Raw genomic sequence first — 20264 nt, 5'->3', positions numbered from 1 at the left:
CCGTGGACCACGATGTCGTCGTCGTCGGCGCCGGACTCGCAGGCCTGCAGTGCGCCCACCTGCTCGAGCGGCACGGACTGGACGTGGTGGTCCTGGAGGCCTCCGACGGGGTCGGGGGCCGGATCCGCACCGACACGGTCGACGGCCACCGGTGCGACCGCGGTTTCCAGGTGCTCAACCCCGCCTACACCGAGCTGCGGCGCAGCGTGGACGTCGCGGCGCTGGGAATCCAGAAGTTCGACGCCGCGGCGGGGGTCCGCCGCGGCGACGGCATCGACGTCCTCGCCGATCCGCGGCGCGTCCCGTCCCGGCTGCCGGGAACGCTGCGCAGCCCGCTCGTGGAACTGCGCCGGCTGCCCGCCCTGGCGGCCTGGCTCGCCCCGGGGCTGGACCCCCGCGCGCGGCGCCAGGAGCAGCGGGACCGGGCCTGGCACGAGTCGTTCGACGCCGCCGGGGTGCGGGGACCGCTGCGGGACCTGGTGCTCGAGCCGTTCCTGGCCGGCGTGATCCTCGAGGACGAGGGCCGCACCTCGGCGGCCTTCGTGCGCGAGCTCGTCGGCTGGTTCCTGCTCGGCACGCCGGGGCTTCCGACCGGGGGCATGGGCGCCCTCCCGGCCTGGATCCACGACGGGCTCCGGGCCCCGGCCGTCCTCGACACCCGTGTGGACGCGATCCAGCGCACCGGGAACGGGTGGACCGTGGGCGCCGGCGACGCCGCCTGGCGGGCGCCCACCGTGGTCGTGGCCACCGAGGGCCCCGCGGCAGCCCGGCTCCTGGACCTGCCGGACACCCCCATGAAGGGCGAGGCGACCTGGTGGTTCGCGGCGGAGTCCGCGCCCTCGGAGCTCGGGTGCCTGGTCCTGCCGGGCGAGTCCGCCGGCCCCCTCATCGACACGGCCGTGGTCAGCAACGCCGCCCCCAGCTACGCCCCGGACGGCCGGGCGCTGATCCAGGCGACCGCCCTCCTGCCGCGGGGCGCCGAGCTCCCTGCCGAGGCCGACGTCCGCCGGCAGCTGGGCACGATCTGGTCCGCCGACACCGCCGCCTGGGACCTGCTGACCGTGCACGAGGTGCGCCGGGCGCTGCCGGAGCAGCCGCCCGGGCTCGTGACCGACCGGCCCGCCGCCCTCGGCGACGGCCTGTACGTGTGCGGCGACCACCGCACCAACGGCTCGACCCAGGGCGCCCTGCGCTCCGGGCGCCGCGCCGCCGAGGCCCTGCTGTCCTGAGTCCGGGCTCCCCCCGTAGGTCGTCGGTGGCCGGTGGTCGGTGGCCGGTGGTCGGTGGTCGGTGGTCGGTGGCCGGTGGTCGGTGGTCGGTGGTCGGTGGAGCCTGGCGCACCCGTGGTGGGACCGGAACAACCTGCCGCCGGGCGCGTCGCGCGACAGGGCCCTACGATGTCGCCATGGCACGCACGGACACGGCCGCACGAGTGGTCGCCGCCTCCCCAGCACGCGTCTACGCCGCCCTGGTCGACCCGGACGCGCTCGCGGCCTGGCTTCCGCCCAAGGGGATGAGCGGTCGCTTCGAACGGTTCGACGCCCGGCCGGGCGGGTCCTACCGGATGGTTCTCAGCTACGCCGACGCCTCGGCCGCCCCCGGCAAGGCCACCGCCGACTCCGATGTCGTGGACGTCCGCTTCGTGGACCTCGTCCCCGGCGTGCGCGTGGTGCAGGCCGTGGACTTCGTCTCCGACGACCCGGCCTACGCCGGCACCATGACCATGACCTGGGAGCTCACCCGGATCGAGGGCGGCACCCGGGTGGAGGTGCGTGCCGAGGACGTCCCCGCCGGCATCTCCGCGGAGGACCACGCGGCGGGTCTCACCTCGTCGCTGGCGAACCTGGCCCACCACCTGGAGGGCTGACCCGGCCCCGGTGCCTCAGATGTTGGAGGCGTCCGGGGGCAGGCCCGCCGGCGGTCGGGAGGACCCGCCCTCACCGGCGGACCGGGGGCAGTCCATGCCCAGGGTGTAGGCGGTCATCGACAGGGAGCCGTAGGAGTACCCGTCGACGAGCACGCCGGTGTCCGGGGATCCGGCGGCCCCGGCGAGCCCGGCCAGGTAGAGGGACGGGATGAAGTGGTCGGGGGTGGGCACGGCCAGGTCCCAGTCCCGGTGGGCGTCCAGGGCCGCCAGCTCGGTGGGGTCGGTGAGGATGCGCTCCTTGGCGTCCTCGTTGAAGCGTCTCGCCCAGTCGTAGCCGTCGTCGGTGAGGGTCCAGTCCATCCCGCCCAGGTTGTGCACGATATTGCCGCTGGTGATGATCAGCACGCCCGCCTCCCGCAGCGGCGCCAGGCGGGCCCCGAGGTCCAGGTGGTAGTCCAGGGGCTTGTCGGCGTTGATGCTCATCTGCAGCACCGGGATCGAGGCGTCCGGGAAGGCGTGGGTGAGCACGGACCAGGTGCCGTGGTCGATCCCCCAGCTGTCGACGTCGGCCCCGATCCACGTGAGATGCACGGTGTCGCTGATCTCCTCGACCAGGCCCGGCAGACCGGGTGCGGGGTACTGCACGTCGAACAGCTCCTGGGGAAAGCCGTAGGAGTCGTGGATGGTGCGCGGGGCTGGCATCGCGGTGACCGCGGTGGCGTTGATGTACCAGTGGGCGCTCACCACCAGGATCGCCCGGGGCCGCGGCACCGAGGCCCCGAACGCCCGCCAGGCGGAGGTGTACCGGTTCACCTCCAGCGCGTTCATCGGATTGCCGTGCCCGAAGAACGCCGCCGGCATCACGACGTTCGCACCGGAGCTCTGAGCGCTCATCCCGCCTCCTCGGCGCGGCTCCCCGAGGGGCGCGCGGTGCCACAGTGGTCCGTTGCGGCCATCCTGCCCCGTGGTGCTGCTCCTGCCAAGGCGGCGCCGGGCCCCGGCGACATGACCGGGCGTGGCATGCCCCGGCCGCGGTCGAGGAGCAGGGTCCGTGTCCGGTCGGCCGTCAGCGGGTTCTGTCCGCAGGCCCTGTGGCTGCGGACGAGTCAGCGGGACGGGTGGTGCTGTGGTGCCCGCGGAGCACGACCGGCAGCGCGGCGGCGGCCAGGAGCGTGAGCGCGCTCAGGGGCACCCAGGGGGTGCCGGGCCACCAGGAGTGCCGGTCCGTGAGGTCGAGCAGCTGCCCGAGCACGGCATTGCCGGCCAGCACGGCGATGCCGCCGCAGGTGGCGGCCAGCCCGTAGTAGGCGCCCCGCCCCGAGGCAGGTCCGTGCACGGGCACGAACGAGGGGATCAGGGACAGGATCGTGGGGGTGAGGAGCATGTGCCCCAGGATCAGGACGGTGACGGTGCCCATCAGCGGCGCCATCGATCCGGGAGCGGTCCCGGGGTGCATCGAGGTCACGGCGGCCAGGGTGAACGCGCCGGCCTCCAGCACGAAGCCGACCGACAGAGCACGGCCGGGACCCATGCGCAGACCGGCGGTGGAGACCGGCAGCTGCAGCAGCAGGGTCAGGACCGAGGCCAGCAGGAACAGCGCGCCGAGCCAGGCGCCGTCGAGGCCGCGTCGGCTCAGCTCGACGGGCACGGCGAAGTAGAGCTGGTTGTAGGCCAGCATGTTCATGCTGGCCAGTGCGCAGAACACCACGAAGCGCCGGTCGCGCAGGCAGGCCCACCGGGGACCGGTCGCAGAGGGTGCGGCGGCGGGCACCCCTGCTTCCCCATCCGACGGCAGGTGGTCCGGCTCGGCCGGGAGCAGATACCACAGCAGGACCGTCACCGCGGCGAACACCGCGATCCCCATGGTCAGGGCCGCGTCGAACCCCCACCCCAGGAGGAACGATCCCACCACCGGGCCCAGGACGGCGCCGATCTCTCCGGTGATCGCCAGCCACACGAACACCGACCGCCGACTCCCCCGCCCGGAACCGGATCCGGTCGTCCCGGCCGGCCGGTCGGCGTGGGAGAGCCGGGACTCCAGGGCGGGCGAGAACAGGGCGCCTCCTGCGCCGGTGAGCACCGCGCCGAGGAGGAACAGGGCGAAGTCGGACGCCGCCGCCAGCGTGGCGTAGCCGACGATGCGCACCAGGCAGCCGGTGAGGATGGCCCGGCGAGCACCCCACCGGTCGGCCAGCATCCCGCCGAGCAGGAACATGCCCTGCTGGCTGAAGGTCCGAGCTCCCAGCACCAGCCCGATGGCCGCGGCGCCCAGGCCGTACTCGGTGCCCATGGCCCCGGCCAGGAAGGGCACGACGGCGTAGAAGCCGATGTTGAACACCAGTTGAGCGCCCAGCAGGGTGCGCGTCTCGGGCCGGTGGTCACGGAAGGGCATCGAGGTGCTCCTCGGGCAGGCGGTGCGTGTCCAGGATCGCGCACACCTGGGGCAGTGCCGCTGCCACCAGCTGCTTGCTGTGCTCGTGGCGTGGGCGGGTGAACAGCTCAGAGGTTTCCGCGAGCTCCACCAGGCGACCCCGGAAGAGCACGGCGACCCGGTGGCTCATGTAGCGGACGACGCTCAGGTCGTGGGAGATCATCACCAGGGACAGGCGCCGGTCGCGGTGCAGGCGCAGCAGCAGGTCCAGGACGGTGCGCTGGGTCACCGCGTCCAGGGCCGAGGTGGCCTCGTCGCAGATGAGCACCGCGGGTTCCAGCAGCAGTGCTCTGGCGATGGTGAGCCGCTGCAGCTGGCCTCCGGAGCACTGGCCGGGATATCGGTCCAGCAGACCGGGCTCCAGTCCCACCTCCCGCACGACCCCGTGGATGCGGTCACGCCGCTGCTCGGGCGTGCCGTCCCGGTGCCGCAGGAGAGGAGCCTCCAGGCTGGTGCGCAGCCGCATACGGGGATCGAAGGAGTCGTGCGGGTCCTGGAAGACGAGCTGCACGTGCGAGGCCGCCGCGCCGGTGCCACCACGATCGGCGCCCGCGGTGCCGGTGACCCGGCCGCTGTCCGGTGTCTCGAGTCCCACGATCAGCCGTGCGAGGGTGCTCTTGCCGGATCCGGACTGCCCCAGCACCCCGAGGATCTCGCCCTCCCGCAGATCGAGGGACACCCGGTCCACGGCGGGCAGGTCTTTGCGCCGCTTCGAGCCGAAGCGCTTGGTGAGGCTGTCCAGCACCACCACGGGGCGCGCCCCCCGGGTGGCGGGCGGTGTCCCGGTGGGGGTGAGGGACGACGCCTCCAGGAGGGCCTTCGTGCACGTGCTCCGCGGCTGGTTGAGCACGGTGCCGGCCGGCCCCGACTCCTGCACGCGTCCGGCGTCCATGACCACGACCCGGTCGGCGTAGGCGGACACCGTGGCCAGGTTGTGGGTGATGTAGAGGACCCCCAGTCCGCGGTCGCGCCGCTCGCGGTCGATGAGCTCCAGGATCTGCCGCTCGAGCACCGTGTCGAGGGCCGACGTCGGCTCGTCGGCCAGGAGCAGTCCGGGGCGGCCGGCCAGGGCCAGGGCCACCATGGCCCGCTGGGCCATGCCGCCGGAGAGCTGGTGGGGGTGCGCCCGGGCGCACCACCGGGGGTCCTCGAACCCCACTTCGGCCAGCAGTTCCAGCGTGCGCGCACGGGCCTGCGTGCCGCGCAGCCCGGCATGGAGCCTCAGCGGTTCCCGCAGGTGGTCCCCGATGGTCCGGCGCGGGTTGAACATCCGCTTCGGCTGCTGGTAGAGCATCCCGATCCGGCCGCCGCGCACGCGGTTCAGCTCCGCTTCTCCGGCCCGGGTGAGGTCCGTCCCGCCCAGCCGGATCGTCCCGGCGTCGCGGTGCACCTGTGCGGGCAGCAGGCCCAGGACGGACATGGCCGTCAGGGTCTTGCCCGAGCCGGAGGCGCCGACCAGCGCCACGAACTCGCCCGGAGCCACGCTGAGGTCGATGCCGGAGAGGAGGGGGCGGCCGCCGGCCGCGGTCCCCGCTCCGGGCCCGCGCGCGGCCGGCCGGTGGCTGAGATGCAGGTCCTCGACTATCAGGTGCTCAGACATCCCGTTCCGTCCGTGCGGATGCCGGCAGCAGCATGCTGGTGCTGCTCATGTGCGCCAGTCGTTGGCCGACCAGGGTCACGCACAGCGCGACGGTGAAGACCACCAGGCCCGGGGCCAGGATCGTCACCGGCGCCCTGGCGGCGTACGGCTGGGCCGCGGCCAGCATCGCCCCCCAGTCCGACTGCGGCGGCTGCACCCCCAGCCCCAGGTAGGACAGGGCGCCGACGGTGATCAGGAACTGACCGAACCGCAGCGCGGCCTGTCCGAGCAGGGGTCCGGCCAGGTGCGGCAGGATGTGCCGGAGGACGATGAAGGACGGCGAGCACCCCAGGACGCGGGCGGCCTCGACGAAGCCGCGGGCCGAGACGTCATAGGCCAGTGCTCGGGCCAGCCGGGCGAAGGGTGTCCAGCCGGTCACGGTCAGGGCCAGCAGCAGGGAGAGGTGGCCGGGGCCCAGCACGGCGACCAGGAACAGGGCCACCACCATCTCCGGCAGCGCCAGCAGGACGTCGTTGGTCCGGGTGAGCAGCTCGTCGACCCAGCCCCGGCGGCGGGCGCTCAGCACACCGATCCCCGTGCCGATCGCAGCGGTCAGCACGGTGGCCACAGCGGCGGTCACCAGGGAGAACCGGCCGCCGTCGAGCAGCCGGCTCAGGGTGTCGCGACCGAGGTGGTCCGTGCCCAGCCAGTGGTCCGGACCGGGCGGGGCGAGCCGTGCCGTGAGGTCCTGGGCGGCGGGCGGGTACGGTGCGATCCAGGGCGAGACGGCCACGGACAGCACGATCAGGGCCAGGACCGCCGCCGCCGCCCAGACCAGGACGGGCCGCTCACGCATGACGCCCCCTGATCCGGGGGTTGAGGATGCCGTGCACCAGATCCGCCGCGGTCGTCAGGAGGACCGCCAGTCCCACGACCACCACCACGCCGCCCTGGGCGAGGGGGATGTCGCTGTTGCGGACGGCGTCGAACAGCAGCCTGCCCATGCCGGGGATCGCGAAGACGACCTCCACGATGACGGACCCGCCCAGCAGACCGGCGAACCACACGGCCACCAGCGTGGTGAGGGGCAGCAGGCCGTTGGGGATCACGTGGCTCCGCACGGCCCGTGCGTGGCTGAGTCCCCGGGCCCGGGCGGCGACGACGTGCTCGGCGCCCAGCGCCTCGAGCATCCCCTCGCGCACCGCCGAGGTGAAGTAGCTGATCGGGCGCAGGGCCAGGACCGCCACCGGCAGGACCGCGGACGCGGGGCCCTCCCACCCGGCGGAGGGCAGCAGGGACAGCTGCAGCGCGAAGACCAGCACGAGCATCGGGGCCAGCCAGTACTCGGGCATCGCGATGAAGGCCTGGGTGACCGTGGTGATCATCCGGTCGGCCGGGCGCCCCTCCTGCAGGGCCGCGACGATCCCCAGCACCACGGACACCGCGGCCGCCACGCCGAGGGTCACGACCACCAGGCTCAGCGTGATCCACAGGGCGGGCAGCACCTGCTCGATCACCGGTGTCCGGCTGGCGTAGGACAGGCCCATGTCACCGCCGGCGAGCCTGCCGAGCCATCGCAGGTACTGCACCGCGAGGGGGTCCTGGAGCCCCAGTTCGAGCGCCAGCCCCTGGGCGGCGGCGTCGTCGACCACCTCCCCCGCGACCCGGGAGCGGATGATCTTGCGCACCGGGTCCCCCGGGGTGACGTACGGGATGAGGAAGACCACGAAGGACGCCAGCAGGACGGTGGCCCCCAGGGTCGCCGTCCTCCTGGCGAGGAACGCCGTCATCGCCGCCCCCGTGCCCGGAGGGCTCTGCAGGTGCCGGCGGTGCTCACGAGCCGGGCTTCGTCGTCTCCGCGCGCAGCACGTACCGGGACAGCGGGTCCTGGACGTAGTTCTGCAGGTCGGTGCGGACCGCGTCGATGGCCTGCTCGTTGACCAGCCAGACGTTCACGGCCTGCTCCTCGAGGATCTTCCCGGCCTGGGCATAGAGCTCGTAGCGCTGCTCGGTGTCGGCGGTCTCGGCGGCCCTGGCGATGAGCGCGTCGTAGTCCTCGTCGCAGAAGTGGCTGAGGTTGTAGCTGCCCTCGCAGGTGTAGTCGGCGGTGAGGAACCCGATCGGGTCGGCGATGTCGATCAGCCGGTTGCGCTGGCTGAGCACCATGTCGTAGTCCCCGGACAGCAGGTCCGGCTCCACCGCGGCGTACTCCTTGGTCGTGATGGTGACGGGGACCCCGACGCTCTCCAGGTTCTCCTGGACGACGGTCGCCACGTCGGCGAACTCGGCCCGCTCCACGATCGCGATGATCTCCAGCGGCCGCTCGGCGGTGTAGCCGGCGTCGGCCAGCAGCTCCTTCGCCGCCTCCACGTCCCGCGGCGGTGTCCCGGCGCCCTCGACGGCCCAGGGCTCGGACGAGGCGAAGGGACCGGTGCCCGGCAGGGCCGCGCCCTCGTAGACGCTGCCGGCCAGGGCCTCCAGGTCCAGCGCTGAGCGGACGGCCCGGCGGAAGTCGACGTCGTCGAAGGGCGCCCTGCTGTTGTTCATGTACAGCGTGGCGGTCCGCGGGGACTCGGCCTTGAGGACCTCGACCTCGGGATCGGCTTCCAGGGCGGACAGGTCGGCGACGGGAATGGACAACGAGACGTCGGCCTCGCCGGTCTGCACCTGCGTCGCACGCGTGGCCCCATCGGTGATGAACCGCACCTCGGCCCCGGCGAGCTGCACCTCCCCGCCCCAGTAGTCCTCGTTGCGGTCCAGGGTCAGGGACTGCTTGGGCTGCTCCGAGACGGGGGTGAACGGCCCGGTGCAGTGCCCGAACGGGTCCACCGTCCCGCCCTCGAAGGCGGCCGGGGACAGCACTCCGGTGTTGACACTGGCCAGGCGGTAGGGAACCAGGGGGCTCTCGGCCGGGGTGGTGATCCGCACCGTGCGGTCGTCGACGGCCTCGACGCCGCTGACGACGGCCGGGCTGAAGGCCCGGGCCGGGACCTCCGCGTCCAGGACGTTCTGCAACGAGGTCACCACCGCATCGGCGGTGAGCTGGGTGCCGTCCTGGAACTGCACGCCGTCCCGCAGGGTGAAGTCCCACTCCGTGGGCGAGACCTGGCTCCACTCCGTGGCCAGGGCCGGGACGATCTCGCCCTGGGCCTCGTCGTAACGGGTCAGGGTCTCCAGGCACCCGGACAGGGACAGGATGTAGGCGGCGTCGCTCTCCAGGGCCCAGTCGGCCACCGGGGCGCGGAAGTTGTCCACCACGATCCGCTGGTCCCGGTCTGCCGCCTGCTCGCCCTGCCCGTCCCCACCGCTGAAGCCGCAGCCTGACAACGTGAGAACGGCGACGACACCCATCGATGCCGATGCCCGGAGCACAGCGCGCACAGAACCACCTCAGTTCGGCGTCCTTGGACAGTAGCGTCCGCCGACGACATGTGAATGATCGGAAAATCCCCCGGGGGAGAGGTTAGGCTAACCTCAGTCACAGGTCCACTCGACCCGCGGAGACCGTCATGGACCGGCAGGAGTTCGGCGTCCGCCACGGATGTGCTGGGGGCCCGTTCCGGCCGTCCTGCCCGGTGGAGCCGCTCCCGCCGACACCGCCGCGTCAGGGTCCCGGGCGGCGCCGCAGCGGGGCGAAGGTGGCCGGCTTGTCGGCGGCGTGGAAGTCGGTGATCAACCGCGCGCACAGCTGCGGCTTCTCGACCAGCACCCCGTGGGAGGCGTGCGGGACCACGGCCAGCTCCCCGTGCGGCAGCGCGCGGTACGTGGCCACGGCGTGCTCGAGCCGCACCTCGTCGTCGTCGCCGACGAGCACGAGGACGGGGAGGTCGAGGCCCGCGAGGTCCGCGTCCGTGAAGACCGGTTCCCGCGCGTGCATCTGCCGCAGCTTCTCCACGACCCGGTCGTAGTGCTCGCGCCCGTCGGGGGAGACCTCCGCGTAGGCGTCGACCATGAAGTCCGGCACCTCCTCCTCGCCCTCCAGGACCCCGGGCTCCCACCCGTCGCGGTGGTGCACCCCGGCCGCGAGCACCAGGTCCCGGACCAGGTCGGACCGCTGCAGCGCCACGGTGAGGGCGATGACGGCCCCGTCGCTGCAGCCCAGCAGGTGCACCGGCGCACCGGCCTCCTCGTCGAGGAAGGCGATCGTGTCCTCGGCCATCGCCGCGTAGGAGAGCGGGCCCTCCCGGTCGGGGGTGTGACCGTGGGCGCGCTGCTCTGGGGTGATCACCCGGTACCGGCCCGTCAGTTCCTCCACCAGCGGGCCCAGGGCCCGGGAGTCCGTGCCACCGGGGTGCAGCAGGACGAACTGCGGCCCGCTCCCCCGGGCGCAGGCCCACAGTCCCCCGGCCCGGCCGGTCCGCTCCTCGCTCATGCGGCCAGTATCGCCCCTCCCGAGGACACCGCAACAGCCTCGGAGCGGCGCCGGGCCGAGGAGCCCCCGCCGTTCCCGGTGCCGGTCGCCACGGCCGCCACAGCCGCCGCGCCACCGCGGCGCAGTGGCTCAGTGGCGGAGCATCTCCCCCACCCGCCGGACCCCCTCGGTGATGTCCACCTCCGAGGCCGCGGAGTACGCCAGGCGCAGGCTCGTGGAGGCGCGCCCGTCCGCGTAGCAGGCGCCGCCGGGCACCAGCACCACCCCGTGCCCGATGGCCCGGCCCAGGAGGTCCCCGTGGTCGAGGGCCGGGTCGAGGTCCAGCCACGTGAAGAAGCCGCCGGCGGGACGCGTCCAGCGCACCCCCTCGGGCATGAACTGCTCGAGGGCGTCCATCATGGCGGCGCAGCGCGAGCGGTACCGCTCCACCGCCCGGTCCAGGGCGGGCCGCCAGTGCTCGCTGCCCACGTACTCGGCGGCGAGCTCCTGACCGAGCACGGACGGGTGGATCGTCACGGCCTCGGCCGCGATCTGCAGCCGGGCCCGCACCGCCGGCACCGCCGCGATCCAGCCGACCCGCAGCCCGGGCGAGAAGATCTTGGAGAAGCTGCCCAGGTGGATCACGGTGCCGGGGTCCAGCGAGTACAGGGACGGGAGCCGGTGGTCGCGGTCGAAGCCGAGCAGGGCGTACGGGTCGTCCTCGAGGATGAGCACGCCGCGCTCGGCGCAGACCTCCACGAGCCGGCGGCGCCGCTCCTCGGTGGTGGTCACGCCCGTGGGGTTGGAGAAGTTCGGGACGGTGTAGACGAACTTCACGCTCCGGCCGGCGGCCCGCAGCCCGTCGATCCGCTCGGCGACCGCCTCGGGGTCCAGTCCGTCGTCGTCGACGTCCACGTGGGCGACCTCGACCTCGTAGCTGCCGAACACGCCCAGGGCCCCCACGTAGGTGGGGCCCTCGGCCACGACCACGTCCCCCGGGTCGCAGAACAGCTTGGTCACGAGGTCGAGTCCCGCCTGGGACCCGGCGGTGATCTGTATCGTGTCGGGCGTGGTCTCGGCGCCCTGCAGGCGCATGAGGTCGACGACCAGCCCGGGCAGGCGCTCGATCCCGGCCCCGGAGCCGTACTGGAGCACCTCGGGACCGCGCTCGGTCAGGATCCGCGCCGTCATCGCGGCCACGACGTCGTGCGGGAGCACGCTCATGTCCGGGTTGCCGCCGGCGAGGGAGATGATCCCGGGGCGCATCGCGATCTCGAACACGGCCCGGACCGGGGAGGGCCGGAACTCCTCGGAGCGGTGGGCGAACAGCGAGGTGTGGTCGGGCCGGGGGGTCACGGCCGCACCCCCGGTCACCGGCCCTCCCCCGCCGGGAACTGCGCCCGGTCCTGCGCCGGCTCCTCCGCCGGCTCCGGGACGGCGTCCCCGTAGACGTGCCCGGCCAGCCCGTAGGCGGGGCCGCCCGGTGCCGCGCCGGGGCCCAGCGCGAGGAGGCTGATGAGCTCGTAGGCCACGTGCGCGGCGGCCACGCCGGTGAGCTCGGCGTGGTCGTAGGCCGGGGCGACCTCGACGACGTCGCAGCCGACCACGTTCGTGCCGCGCAGCCCGCGCAGGATCTCGAGCACCTCCCGGCTGGTCATCCCGCCGGCCTCGGGGGTCCCGGTGCCGGGGGCGTGGGCCGGGTCCAGGACGTCGATGTCCAGCGAGACGTAGAGCGGGCGGTCGCCGACGCGCTCCCGCAGGTGCGCGACGACGGCGTCCACTCCCAGTCGCATGACGTCGGCGGAGGAGACGATGCCGAAGCCGAAGCGGGCGTCGTCGTCGAGGTCCTCGGTGCCGTAGAGCGGTCCGCGGGTGCCGACGTGGCACACGGCGTCCGAGTCGAGGAGGCCCTCCTCGAACGCGCGGCGGAACGGGGTGCCGTGGGTGTACTCCGCGCCGAAGTAGGTGTCCCAGGTGTCGAGGTGGGCGTCGAAGTGCAGCAGCGCGACCCTGCCGTGGCGCGCGTGGGCGGCGCGCAGCAGCGGCAGGGCGATGGTGTGGTCCCCGCCGATCGCCACGAGCCGGGTGTCCTCGCCCATGAGCTCGGTGGCCTGGGCCTCGATGGAGACGATCGCCTCGGGGATGTCGAAGGGGTTGGCCACGATGTCCCCGGCGTCGGCGACCTGCGCCCCGGCGAACGGCGAGACGTTCTGCGCGGGATTGTAGGGGCGCAGCAGGCGCGAGGACTCCCGGACGTGGTTGGCCCCGAACCGGGCGCCGGGCCGGTAGGAGACGCCGGCGTCGAACGGCACGCCCACCACCGCGATGTCCGTGTGCTCGACCTCGTCCGTGCGCGGCAACCGGGCGAACGTGCCCAGCCCGGCCCAGCGCGGGGTCAGGGCGGCGTTGACGGGTCCGACGACGGGGGTGCCGTCCGGGGCAGTGCCGGTGATGCGCTCGGGGTTCATGGCGTGGGGTCCTCTCGGTGGGTGCTGACGGGGGTGGTGGCCGGGACGGGCGGGGAGCTCAGGAGCCGAGGATCCACAGCAGCACGGCCTCCTCGGTGCCGGGGTTCTCCCAGGTGTGCGGCTCGGAGCCGGGGAACGTCACCGTGTCCCCGGCCTCCAGGTCGTAGGTGCGGTCCGGGACGTGGAGCCGGAACCGGCCGCTGATCAGGTGCAGCACCTCGGTCTCGCAGTCCATGCTGTACATCGCGTCCTCGCCCCGGCCCCCGGCGGCCACGCGGGCCCGGATGACCTGGACCTGGCGCTGGGCCGACGGCGTGACGAGCTGCTCCTCGATCCCCTCGCCGCCGAGGTCGATGTGCGGGGCGTCCTCGAGCCGGACCAGCTCCACGTCGGCGGGCCCGGCGAAGAGCGCGCCCACGTCGATCCGCAGCACCTGGCACATCCGCACCAGGGAGTCCACGGACGGGGAGGTGATGTCCCGCTCCACCCGGCTGACGAAGCCCTTGGTGAGGCCCGCGGCGGAGGCGAGCTGGTCGATGGTCATGTGGCTGCGCCGCCGGTGGTTGCGCAGCCGCGAACCCACGGCGGCGGTGTGCCCGGAGCTCTCGATGGGCAGTGCTTTCACGACGACGACGCCTCCTCCCGGACGGATTCACCCGTCCGTCACGACCGGGACCCGTTCCCAAAACATGATCTGCATCATACTATGTGGGACAACTTTTGTTTCTTGTCGAGCAACCTCGTGGCGAGGAGGCTCCCGATCGACCCCGTGGGCGCCCGCGCTCCGAGGAAGAAGTGACATCCATGAACGTGCTGATCATCGTGCTCTACCTGATCGCCATGGTGGCGGTCGGGCTCTGGGCCAGCCGCAGGGCCCACGACGCCGAGGACTACCGGGTGGCGGGCCGCCGCCTGGGTCCCGGCTTCTACACGGGCACCATGGCCGCCGTGGTCCTCGGCGGCGCCTCCACCGTGGGCGGGGTGGGCCTCGGCTTCACCTACGGCATCTCCGGGATGTGGCTGGTCGTGGCGATCGCCACGGGCCTGGCCGCGCTGAGCCTGTTCTTCGCCGGCCGCATCCAGTCCCTCAAGGTGTTCACCGTCTCCCAGATGCTTCAGCTGCGCTACGGCGAGCGCGGCGGGGCCAAGGCGTCCTCGTTCGTGATGCTGGCCTACACCGTGATGCTCTCCGTGACCTCCACCTCCGCGTACGCCGCGATCTTCTCGGTCCTGTTCCCGCTCGACCGGGCCTGGGCGATCCTGCTCGGCGGCGTGGTGGTCGTGGGGTACTCCGTGCTCGGCGGGATGTGGTCGATCACGCTCACCGACATGATGCAGTTCGTGTTCATGACGGTCGGCATCTTCCTGATCCTGCTGCCGTTCTCCCTCTCCGCCGCGGGCGGCTGGACCGGGCTCGAGGACCGGCTGGACGCCACCTTCTTCACCTGGGACGGCATGGGCACGCAGGCGATCATCACCCAGTTCGTGGTCTACGGGTTCGGCATGCTGATCGGCCAGGACATCTGGCAGCGCGTCTTCACCGCCCGCTCCCCGCAGGTCGCCCGCTGGGGCGGGCTCGCCTCCGCGGCCTACGTGGCGCTCTACGGCGTGGCCGGGGCCGTCATCGGGATGACGGCCGCCGCCGTGGCCCCGGACCTCTCCTCCCCGGACGACGCGTTCGCCACGATGGCGCAGCAGTACGTCCCGGCCGGGCTCGGCGGGGTCGTGCTCGCCGCCGGTGTCGCCGCCATGATGTCCACGGCCTCGGGCGCGCTCATCGCCGCGGCCACGGTCGCCCGGGTGGACGTCGTGCCGACCCTGAGGTCCCTGCTCACCCGCCACGCCGCCCCCGCCCCGGAGGGCACCGCCGAGGCGCTGCGCGGGGACCGGATCTACGTGCTCGTCTTCGGCGTGGTGATCACCGTGATCTCGATCTTCGTCTCGGACACCGTCACCGCCCTGACCATCGCCTACGACATCCTGGTGGGCGGCCTGCTCGTCGCCGTCCTGGGCGGGCTCCTGTGGCGGCGGGGCACGAGCCTCGGCGCGGCCCTGTCCATGCTCGTCGGGTCCGTGGTGACCGTGGCGTCCATGGCGGTCTTCGGCGTGCTGGCCAACGCCCCCATCTACCTGGGCCTGGTGAGCTCGGCGCTGGTCTACGTGGTCGTCTCGCTGCTGTCCCGCCCCACGCACGCCGGGGTGCTGCGGCAGTGGAACGAGCGCCTTGCCGGCACCGGCCCGGCCGGCGCCGACCGCGCGGAGGTCCGCCCGTGAGCGCCTGGACCCGGCTCTCGGACCACCTGGACGAGAACTCCGAGGGCTACGGCCCGCTGCGGGGCACGCTCGGGGCGGGCCGGATCGGGATGATCTGGCTCGCGGCGAACCTCGTGGTGACCACGCTGCTGACCGGGACGCTGTTCGTGCCCGGGGTGTCCTGGCCCACCGCCCTGGGCATGATCGTCCTGGGCACGCTGATCGGCGGCGCGGTGCTGGTGCTCGTGGGGAACATGGGCACCCGCACCGGCCTCGCCACCATGTCCCTGACCAAGGGCTCGTTCGGTCTGCGCGGGTCCTTCCTGCCGGTGGCCGCGAACGTGGTCATCCTCATGGGCTGGAGCTGGGTGCAGGCCATGCTCGCCGGCGTCACCGTGAACTTCCTCGTGGCGCAGGCGACCGGCTACTCCAACCCGGTGCTGTTCTCGGTGCTCTGCCAGGCGCTGGTCGTGGCGCTGGCCGTCCTCGGCCACGAGGGCATCGCCCGCGTGGAGCCGTGGCTGGCGGTGGTGATCCTGGGCATCATGGCCTGGGTCTTCACGGTGGCGTTCACCTCCTACCCGGTGGCGGACTTCGCCGCCCTGCCCGCGGATCCCGAGGCGGGCTGGTCCTCCGTCGCGGTCCTCGACGTCGTCATCGCCACGGCCATCTCCTGGACCGTGCTCTCCGCGGAGTTCAACCGCCTCGCCCGGAGGCAGTCCGCGGGCATGATCGGCTCCGGCACGGGGTATGTCCTGTCCACGGTCGCGGCCATGAGCCTCGGGGCCACCGCCATCGCCTACGTGGTGCTCGACGGCGGGGAGGCGGTCGGGTTCGACCCGACGGTCCTCGTGGCCGCCTTCGGCGCCCCCCTGGCGGTGGTGGTCTTCCTGTCGGTGATGGCCACCAACACCATGGTCGTCTACGGCATGGTCTCCTCGGTGGTGAACCTCACGCCCTCGCGGAGGCTCCGCTTCCTGCCCACGGCGCTCGTGCTGGGGGCCGTGTCGGTCCTCGGCTCCACCCGGCTGGGCCTGCTGGACCAGTTCACCGAGTTCCTGGTGCTGATCGGCTCGCTGTTCATCCCCGTCTTCGCGATCATGCTGGTGGACTACTACGTGGTCCAGCGCGGCGCCTACGCGGCGGACATCCTGCGGGGACGCGGCGGCCGGTACTGGTACCGGGGCGGGGTCAACCCCGCCGCCGTGGTGGTGTGGGTCGTCGGCGCGGTCTCCTCGCTGGTGCTCACCTACGTGCTCCCGAGCCCCGTGGGCGCGACCATGCCCACGTTCGTCCTCTCCGCGGCGCTCTACCTGGGATGGGCTCTCGCGGCGGGAAGGATCGTGGCGGGCCGTCCGGCGCAGCACCACCTGTCCGAGGCGGCGGACGGGACCGCAACGCCGGACGGGATCCCGGCACCGGAGGGGGTCGATGGGGTCGGCACGGTCGGTGCGGTCGGCACGGCCGGCGAGCCGGAGGAGACCGCCGATGCGCCTCGTTGACCTGAGCCACCCCGTGGAGGCCGGCATGCAGGTGTTCCCGGGGGATCCGCCCGTGGACTCCCGGCTCGCGGCGTCCGTCCCGCGGGACGGCTTCCAGGTGGCCGAGCTGCACCTGAGCACGCACAGCGGGACGCACGTGGACGCTCCCCTGCACACCGTGGACGGGGGCCCCGCCGTGGACGAGCTCGACCTCTCCCGCCTCGTGGGACCGGCACGCATCGTGCACGTGCCGGGCCTCCAGGAGCACGAGGTGGTCCGCTGGGAGCACGTCCGCGCGCAGCTGGAGGACGTCCGGGCCGGCACGATCGTGCTGTTCCGCACCGACTGGTCCCGGCACTTCGGCACGCCGCGCTACCTGGCGCACCCGGTGCTGGACGTGGAGATCGCCGAGCACCTGCTGTCCGCGGGCGTGCAGGTGCTCGGCACGGACACCCTCAACCCGGACCGCACCCCGGACGCCGGCTCGACCGGCCCGCTCGAGCTGCCGGTGCACGCGGCGGTCCTGGGAGCGGGCGGGGCGATCATCGAGAACCTGACGAACCTGCACACCGTCGACTGGCCGAACCCGCTGCTGAGCGCCCTGCCGCTGCGGCTGCGCGGTCTGGACGGCTCCCCGGTGCGGGCGGTGGCGATGCAACTGTGAGCCCCGTCCCGTCCCTGACCGTTCCCCACCCCGAGGGCCACGACGCCGTCGACGACACCCGATCCCCGAAGAGGAGCCACCACCATGACCGCTGATGCCCGCCCCACCGCCCCGACCTCCTACCGGTCCGTCAACCCGGCCACCGGCCAGGTGCTGGCCGAGTTCCCGACGGCCACCGACACCCAGGTCCAGGAAGCCCTCGCCGGCGCCGACGCCGCGTTCCGTGCGTGGCGGGCCGTGCCGATCGAGGAGCGCGCGGACGTCGTCGCCCGCGTCGGGGCACTGTTCACCGAGCGGGCCGAGGAGCTGGCCACGATCATCACGGAAGAGATGGGCAAGCCGCTGGCCGAGGCCCGGGACGAGGTCGAGTTCTGCACGGAGATCTTCGCCTACTTCGCCGAGCAGGGCCCGGCCCTGGCCGCCGACCAGCCGATCACCGCCTCCGGCGGCGGCCGGGCGGTGATCCAGAAGCGACCCGTGGGGGTGCTGCTGGGGATCATGCCGTGGAACTTCCCGTACTACCAGGTCGCCCGCTTCGCCGCCCCCAACCTCGTGCTGGGCAACACGATCGTGCTCAAGCACGCCGAGTCCTGCCCCCGGGCCGCACTGGCCATCCAGCAGCTCATGGACGACGCCGGGGTGCCGGCCGGCGCCTACGTCAACCTCTTCGCCTCCCACGACCAGGTCGCCGAGATCATCGCCGACCCGCGGGTCCAGGGGGTGTCGCTGACCGGGTCCGAGCGGGCCGGGGCAAAGGTCGCCGAGATCGCCGGGCGGAACCTGAAGAAGGTCGTCCTCGAGCTCGGCGGCTCCGACCCCTACGTGGTGCTGGACACCGCCGATGTCCAGGAGTCCGCCCGGGCGGCCTTCGCCACCCGGATGGCCAACACCGGCCAGGCCTGCAACTCCAACAAGCGGATGATCGTCATGGCCGACGTCTACGACGAGTTCGTGGCCGAGCTGACCCGCCAGGCCGAGGCGCTGACCCCTGGCGACCCCGCCGACGACGTGCCCGGCACCTACGCCCCGCTGTCCTCCCGGTCCGCCGCCGAGGGGCTGGCCCGCCAGATCCAGGACGCCGTGGACGCCGGTTCCACCCTGCACGCCGGCGGGCGGCTGCTCGAGGGCCCGGGCGCGTACCTGGAGCCGACCGTGCTCACCGGGATCACCCCGGACATGGCCGCCCACCACGAGGAGCTCTTCGGCCCCGTGGCCGTGGTCTACCGGGTCGCCGACGACGCGGAAGCCCTCGCCCTGGCCAACGACACCCCCTACGGCCTGGGCGGGGCCGTCTTCAGCACCGACCCCGACCGGGCGCGCCGGCTCGCCGAGGGCCTGGACGCGGGCATGGCCGCCGTCAACGCCGCCGAGGCCGAGGGTGCCGAGATGCCCTTCGGCGGGGTCAAGCGCTCCGGCTACGGCCGGGAGCTGGGACCGCTGGGCATGGACGAGTTCGTCAACAAGCGCCTGCTCTACGTCAAGGACCGACCCGCCGGCGAGGACTGACCCACCGGCGCCCCACCGCACGAGACCCCCGCCGCCCCACCCCACCCCTTGGAGGACCGCTCATGACCGCCCGCAGGACCACCGCCCGTGCCGTGCTGGAGACGCTCCGGGGCTACGGCGTCGACACCGTCTTCGGCATTCCCGGGACCCACTCGCTCGAGTTCTACCGCCCGCTGCGCGAGCTGGGCATCCGGGCGGTCACCACCCGCCACGAGCAGGGGGCCGCGTACGGCGCCGACGGATGGAGCCAGGTCTCCGGGCTGCCGGGCGTCGTCATCACCACGTCCGGGCCGGGCCTGCTCAACTCGCTGTCCGGGGCGGCCACGGCCTACGCCGAGTCCCGCCCGATGATCATCCTGTCCCCCGGGCGCCCGGTGGGCCACGACTTCCGGGACATCGGCTCGCTGCACGAGACGAAGAACCCGTCCGCGGCCGTGGACGCGATCGTGGGCCGCAGCCGCCGGGTCACCAGCGGCGCCGAGGCCGTGACCATGGTCCACGACGCCTTCCGGGACTTCGCCCACTCCCGCCCCCGGCCGGTGCACATCGAGATCCCGCTGGACGTCCTGGAGGCGGAGCTCGACTACACCGACCGGCAGGTGGCCCCGCGCCGGCTCGGGGCCCCGCAGCCGGCCCCGGTCGACGACGTGCGCCGCGCCGCCGAGGTGCTGCGGAGCGCCGAGCACCCTGTCATCCTGGCCGGCGGCGGCTCCCTGGCCGCCGGCGCGCGGCTGCTCGAGCTCGCCGAGCTGCTCGAGGCACCGGTCATCACCACGACCAACGGCAAGGGCGCGATCCCCGAGCGGCACCGCCTCTCGCTGGGCGCCGACCTGCGCCTGTCCACCGCGCACGAGTTCCTGCGCTCCGCCGACGCCCTGCTGGTGGTCGGCTCGAAGGTCGGTGAGGCCGAGCTGTGGGGCGGGGACATCACGCCCCGGGGGCCGGTCGTGCGCGTGGACATCATGCGGGACCAGATGCTGTGCAACCTCGACCCGGACATCGAGCTGCCCGGGCACTCCGCGGCCGTGGTCCCGCAGCTCCTCGAGGCGATCGGCCCGCTCCCGCCGCGGCCCCCGCGCGACCTCACCGAGGTCTTCGCCGGGCTCGACGACGAGGGCCGCCGCACCGCGCCCGAGCTCGCCGCGCTCAACGAGACCATCATGGCCGTGGTGCCGGAGGGCACGATCATCGGCGGCGACTCCTCCCAGGTCACCTATCTGGGCTCCACCACGTTCTTCCGCGCCCAGCTCCCCCACTCCCTGCTCTACATGGGGACCTACGCGACCCTGGGCTACGGCCTGCCCGCCTCGATCGGGGCGAAGCTCGCCGCCCCGCACCGGCCCGTGCTGTGCCTCGTGGGCGACGGCGCCCTGATGTTCTCGATCCAGGAGCTGATGACCGCCGTGGAGCTCGGCGTGGACCTGCCCATCGTGTGCGTGGACAACGGCGGCTACGGCGAGATCCGGCAGAACATGACCGACCGGGACATCGACCCGCTCGCCGTGGACCTGCGGCAGCCGGACTGGCCGGCGCTCGCGGAGGCCTTCGGCGCGGTCGGGCTCGAGGCCACCCCGGAGAACCTCGCCGAGAAGGTCGTCGAGGCGCTCGCGGTGGAGGGACCGAGCCTCGTGCACCTCCGCATCTGAGTCGTCCGGCCGGTGCGT

Annotated in this window: 17 protein-coding genes; 7 read left to right on the top strand and 10 right to left on the bottom strand. The window is 73.3% G+C overall.

The genetic code is table 11. The annotated features are described in order from the left end of the window. Nucleotides 1-2: 2 nt before the first annotated feature. On the top strand, nucleotides 3-1229 hold the full coding sequence (locus ACFYE3_RS16235; RefSeq protein WP_387610807.1) for an NAD(P)/FAD-dependent oxidoreductase: 1227 nt from the start codon (nucleotides 3-5) through the stop codon (nucleotides 1227-1229). 176 nt (nucleotides 1230-1405) lie between these two features. Continuing rightward, on the top strand, nucleotides 1406-1867 hold the full coding sequence (locus ACFYE3_RS16230; RefSeq protein ID WP_387610806.1) for an SRPBCC family protein: 462 nt from the start codon (nucleotides 1406-1408) through the stop codon (nucleotides 1865-1867). Nucleotides 1868-1882: 15 nt separating this feature from the next. Here the strand turns inward: ACFYE3_RS16230 and ygiD are convergent, their stop codons facing one another. The 10 genes from ygiD to ACFYE3_RS16180 all read right to left on the bottom strand — a co-directional run bounded on the left by ygiD (nucleotide 1883) and on the right by ACFYE3_RS16180 (nucleotide 13321). Next, entirely contained in the window at nucleotides 1883-2761 is an 879-nt protein-coding gene (ygiD, locus tag ACFYE3_RS16225; protein WP_387610804.1) for a 4,5-DOPA-extradiol-dioxygenase, read from the bottom strand. Nucleotides 2762-2933: 172 nt separating this feature from the next. Then, complete coding sequence (locus ACFYE3_RS16220) at nucleotides 2934-4259, bottom strand: MFS transporter (protein WP_387610803.1); 1326 nt, start codon at nucleotides 4257-4259, stop codon at nucleotides 2934-2936. Then, the gene (locus tag ACFYE3_RS16215) at nucleotides 4246-5898 is read right to left on the bottom strand and encodes an ATP-binding cassette domain-containing protein (RefSeq protein WP_387610801.1); all 1653 of its coding nucleotides are present in this window, start codon (nucleotides 5896-5898) and stop codon (nucleotides 4246-4248) included. Before ACFYE3_RS16215 ends, ACFYE3_RS16220 begins: the two co-directional genes overlap by 14 nt. Beyond that, nucleotides 5891-6733, bottom strand: a complete 843-nt coding sequence (locus tag ACFYE3_RS16210; RefSeq protein ID WP_387610799.1) for an ABC transporter permease — start codon at nucleotides 6731-6733, stop codon at nucleotides 5891-5893. Before ACFYE3_RS16210 ends, ACFYE3_RS16215 begins: the two co-directional genes overlap by 8 nt. Further along, entirely contained in the window at nucleotides 6726-7667 is a 942-nt protein-coding gene (locus ACFYE3_RS16205; RefSeq protein WP_387610797.1) for an ABC transporter permease, read from the bottom strand. Before ACFYE3_RS16205 ends, ACFYE3_RS16210 begins: the two co-directional genes overlap by 8 nt. 43 nt (nucleotides 7668-7710) lie before the next feature. Beyond that, a complete protein-coding gene (locus ACFYE3_RS16200; RefSeq protein WP_387610881.1) occupies nucleotides 7711-9228 on the bottom strand; it encodes an ABC transporter substrate-binding protein in 1518 nt (505 codons plus the stop codon). A gap of 253 nt (nucleotides 9229-9481) precedes the next feature. Beyond that, entirely contained in the window at nucleotides 9482-10249 is a 768-nt protein-coding gene (locus ACFYE3_RS16195; protein ID WP_387610795.1) for an alpha/beta fold hydrolase, read from the bottom strand. A 129-nt stretch (nucleotides 10250-10378) separates the two neighbouring features. Continuing rightward, a complete protein-coding gene (locus ACFYE3_RS16190) occupies nucleotides 10379-11584 on the bottom strand; it encodes an aminotransferase-like domain-containing protein (RefSeq protein ID WP_387610793.1) in 1206 nt (401 codons plus the stop codon). A 14-nt stretch (nucleotides 11585-11598) separates the two neighbouring features. Further along, nucleotides 11599-12696 carry an agmatinase gene (gene speB, locus ACFYE3_RS16185; protein WP_387610791.1) on the bottom strand — a complete coding sequence of 366 codons (1098 nt, stop codon included), beginning with the start codon at nucleotides 12694-12696 and terminating at the stop codon, nucleotides 11599-11601. Between the two features lie 58 nt (nucleotides 12697-12754). Next, nucleotides 12755-13321: a helix-turn-helix domain-containing protein gene (locus ACFYE3_RS16180; protein ID WP_368822293.1), complete on the bottom strand. Its 567-nt coding sequence runs from the start codon at nucleotides 13319-13321 to the stop codon at nucleotides 12755-12757. Nucleotides 13322-13500: 179 nt separating this feature from the next. On the opposite strand from ACFYE3_RS16180, the gene ACFYE3_RS16175 reads away from it, so the two are divergent. The 5 genes from ACFYE3_RS16175 to ACFYE3_RS16155 all read left to right on the top strand — a co-directional run bounded on the left by ACFYE3_RS16175 (nucleotide 13501) and on the right by ACFYE3_RS16155 (nucleotide 20246). After that, entirely contained in the window at nucleotides 13501-14970 is a 1470-nt protein-coding gene (locus tag ACFYE3_RS16175; RefSeq protein ID WP_387610789.1) for a sodium:solute symporter, read from the top strand. Next, nucleotides 14967-16451, top strand: coding sequence for a purine-cytosine permease family protein (locus ACFYE3_RS16170; RefSeq protein ID WP_387610787.1), 1485 nt, complete (start codon nucleotides 14967-14969; stop codon nucleotides 16449-16451). Before ACFYE3_RS16175 ends, ACFYE3_RS16170 begins: the two co-directional genes overlap by 4 nt. Then, nucleotides 16438-17094 (top strand): cyclase family protein, encoded by a 657-nt coding sequence (locus tag ACFYE3_RS16165; protein ID WP_387610785.1) that lies wholly within the window; start codon nucleotides 16438-16440, stop codon nucleotides 17092-17094. The genes ACFYE3_RS16170 and ACFYE3_RS16165 overlap by 14 nt, the downstream gene beginning before the upstream one ends. A gap of 84 nt (nucleotides 17095-17178) precedes the next feature. After that, a complete protein-coding gene (locus ACFYE3_RS16160; protein ID WP_387610783.1) occupies nucleotides 17179-18600 on the top strand; it encodes an NAD-dependent succinate-semialdehyde dehydrogenase in 1422 nt (473 codons plus the stop codon). Between the two features lie 62 nt (nucleotides 18601-18662). Then, on the top strand, nucleotides 18663-20246 hold the full coding sequence (locus tag ACFYE3_RS16155) for a thiamine pyrophosphate-binding protein (protein WP_387610782.1): 1584 nt from the start codon (nucleotides 18663-18665) through the stop codon (nucleotides 20244-20246). Nucleotides 20247-20264: the final 18 nt, after the last annotated feature.

The organism is Kocuria arenosa, assembly GCF_042879215.1.
Lineage (GTDB): Bacteria > Actinomycetota > Actinomycetes > Actinomycetales > Micrococcaceae > Kocuria > Kocuria arenosa.
Note: the sequence above shows the minus strand (reverse complement) of the source record. Positions and strands in the feature narration are given on the sequence as shown.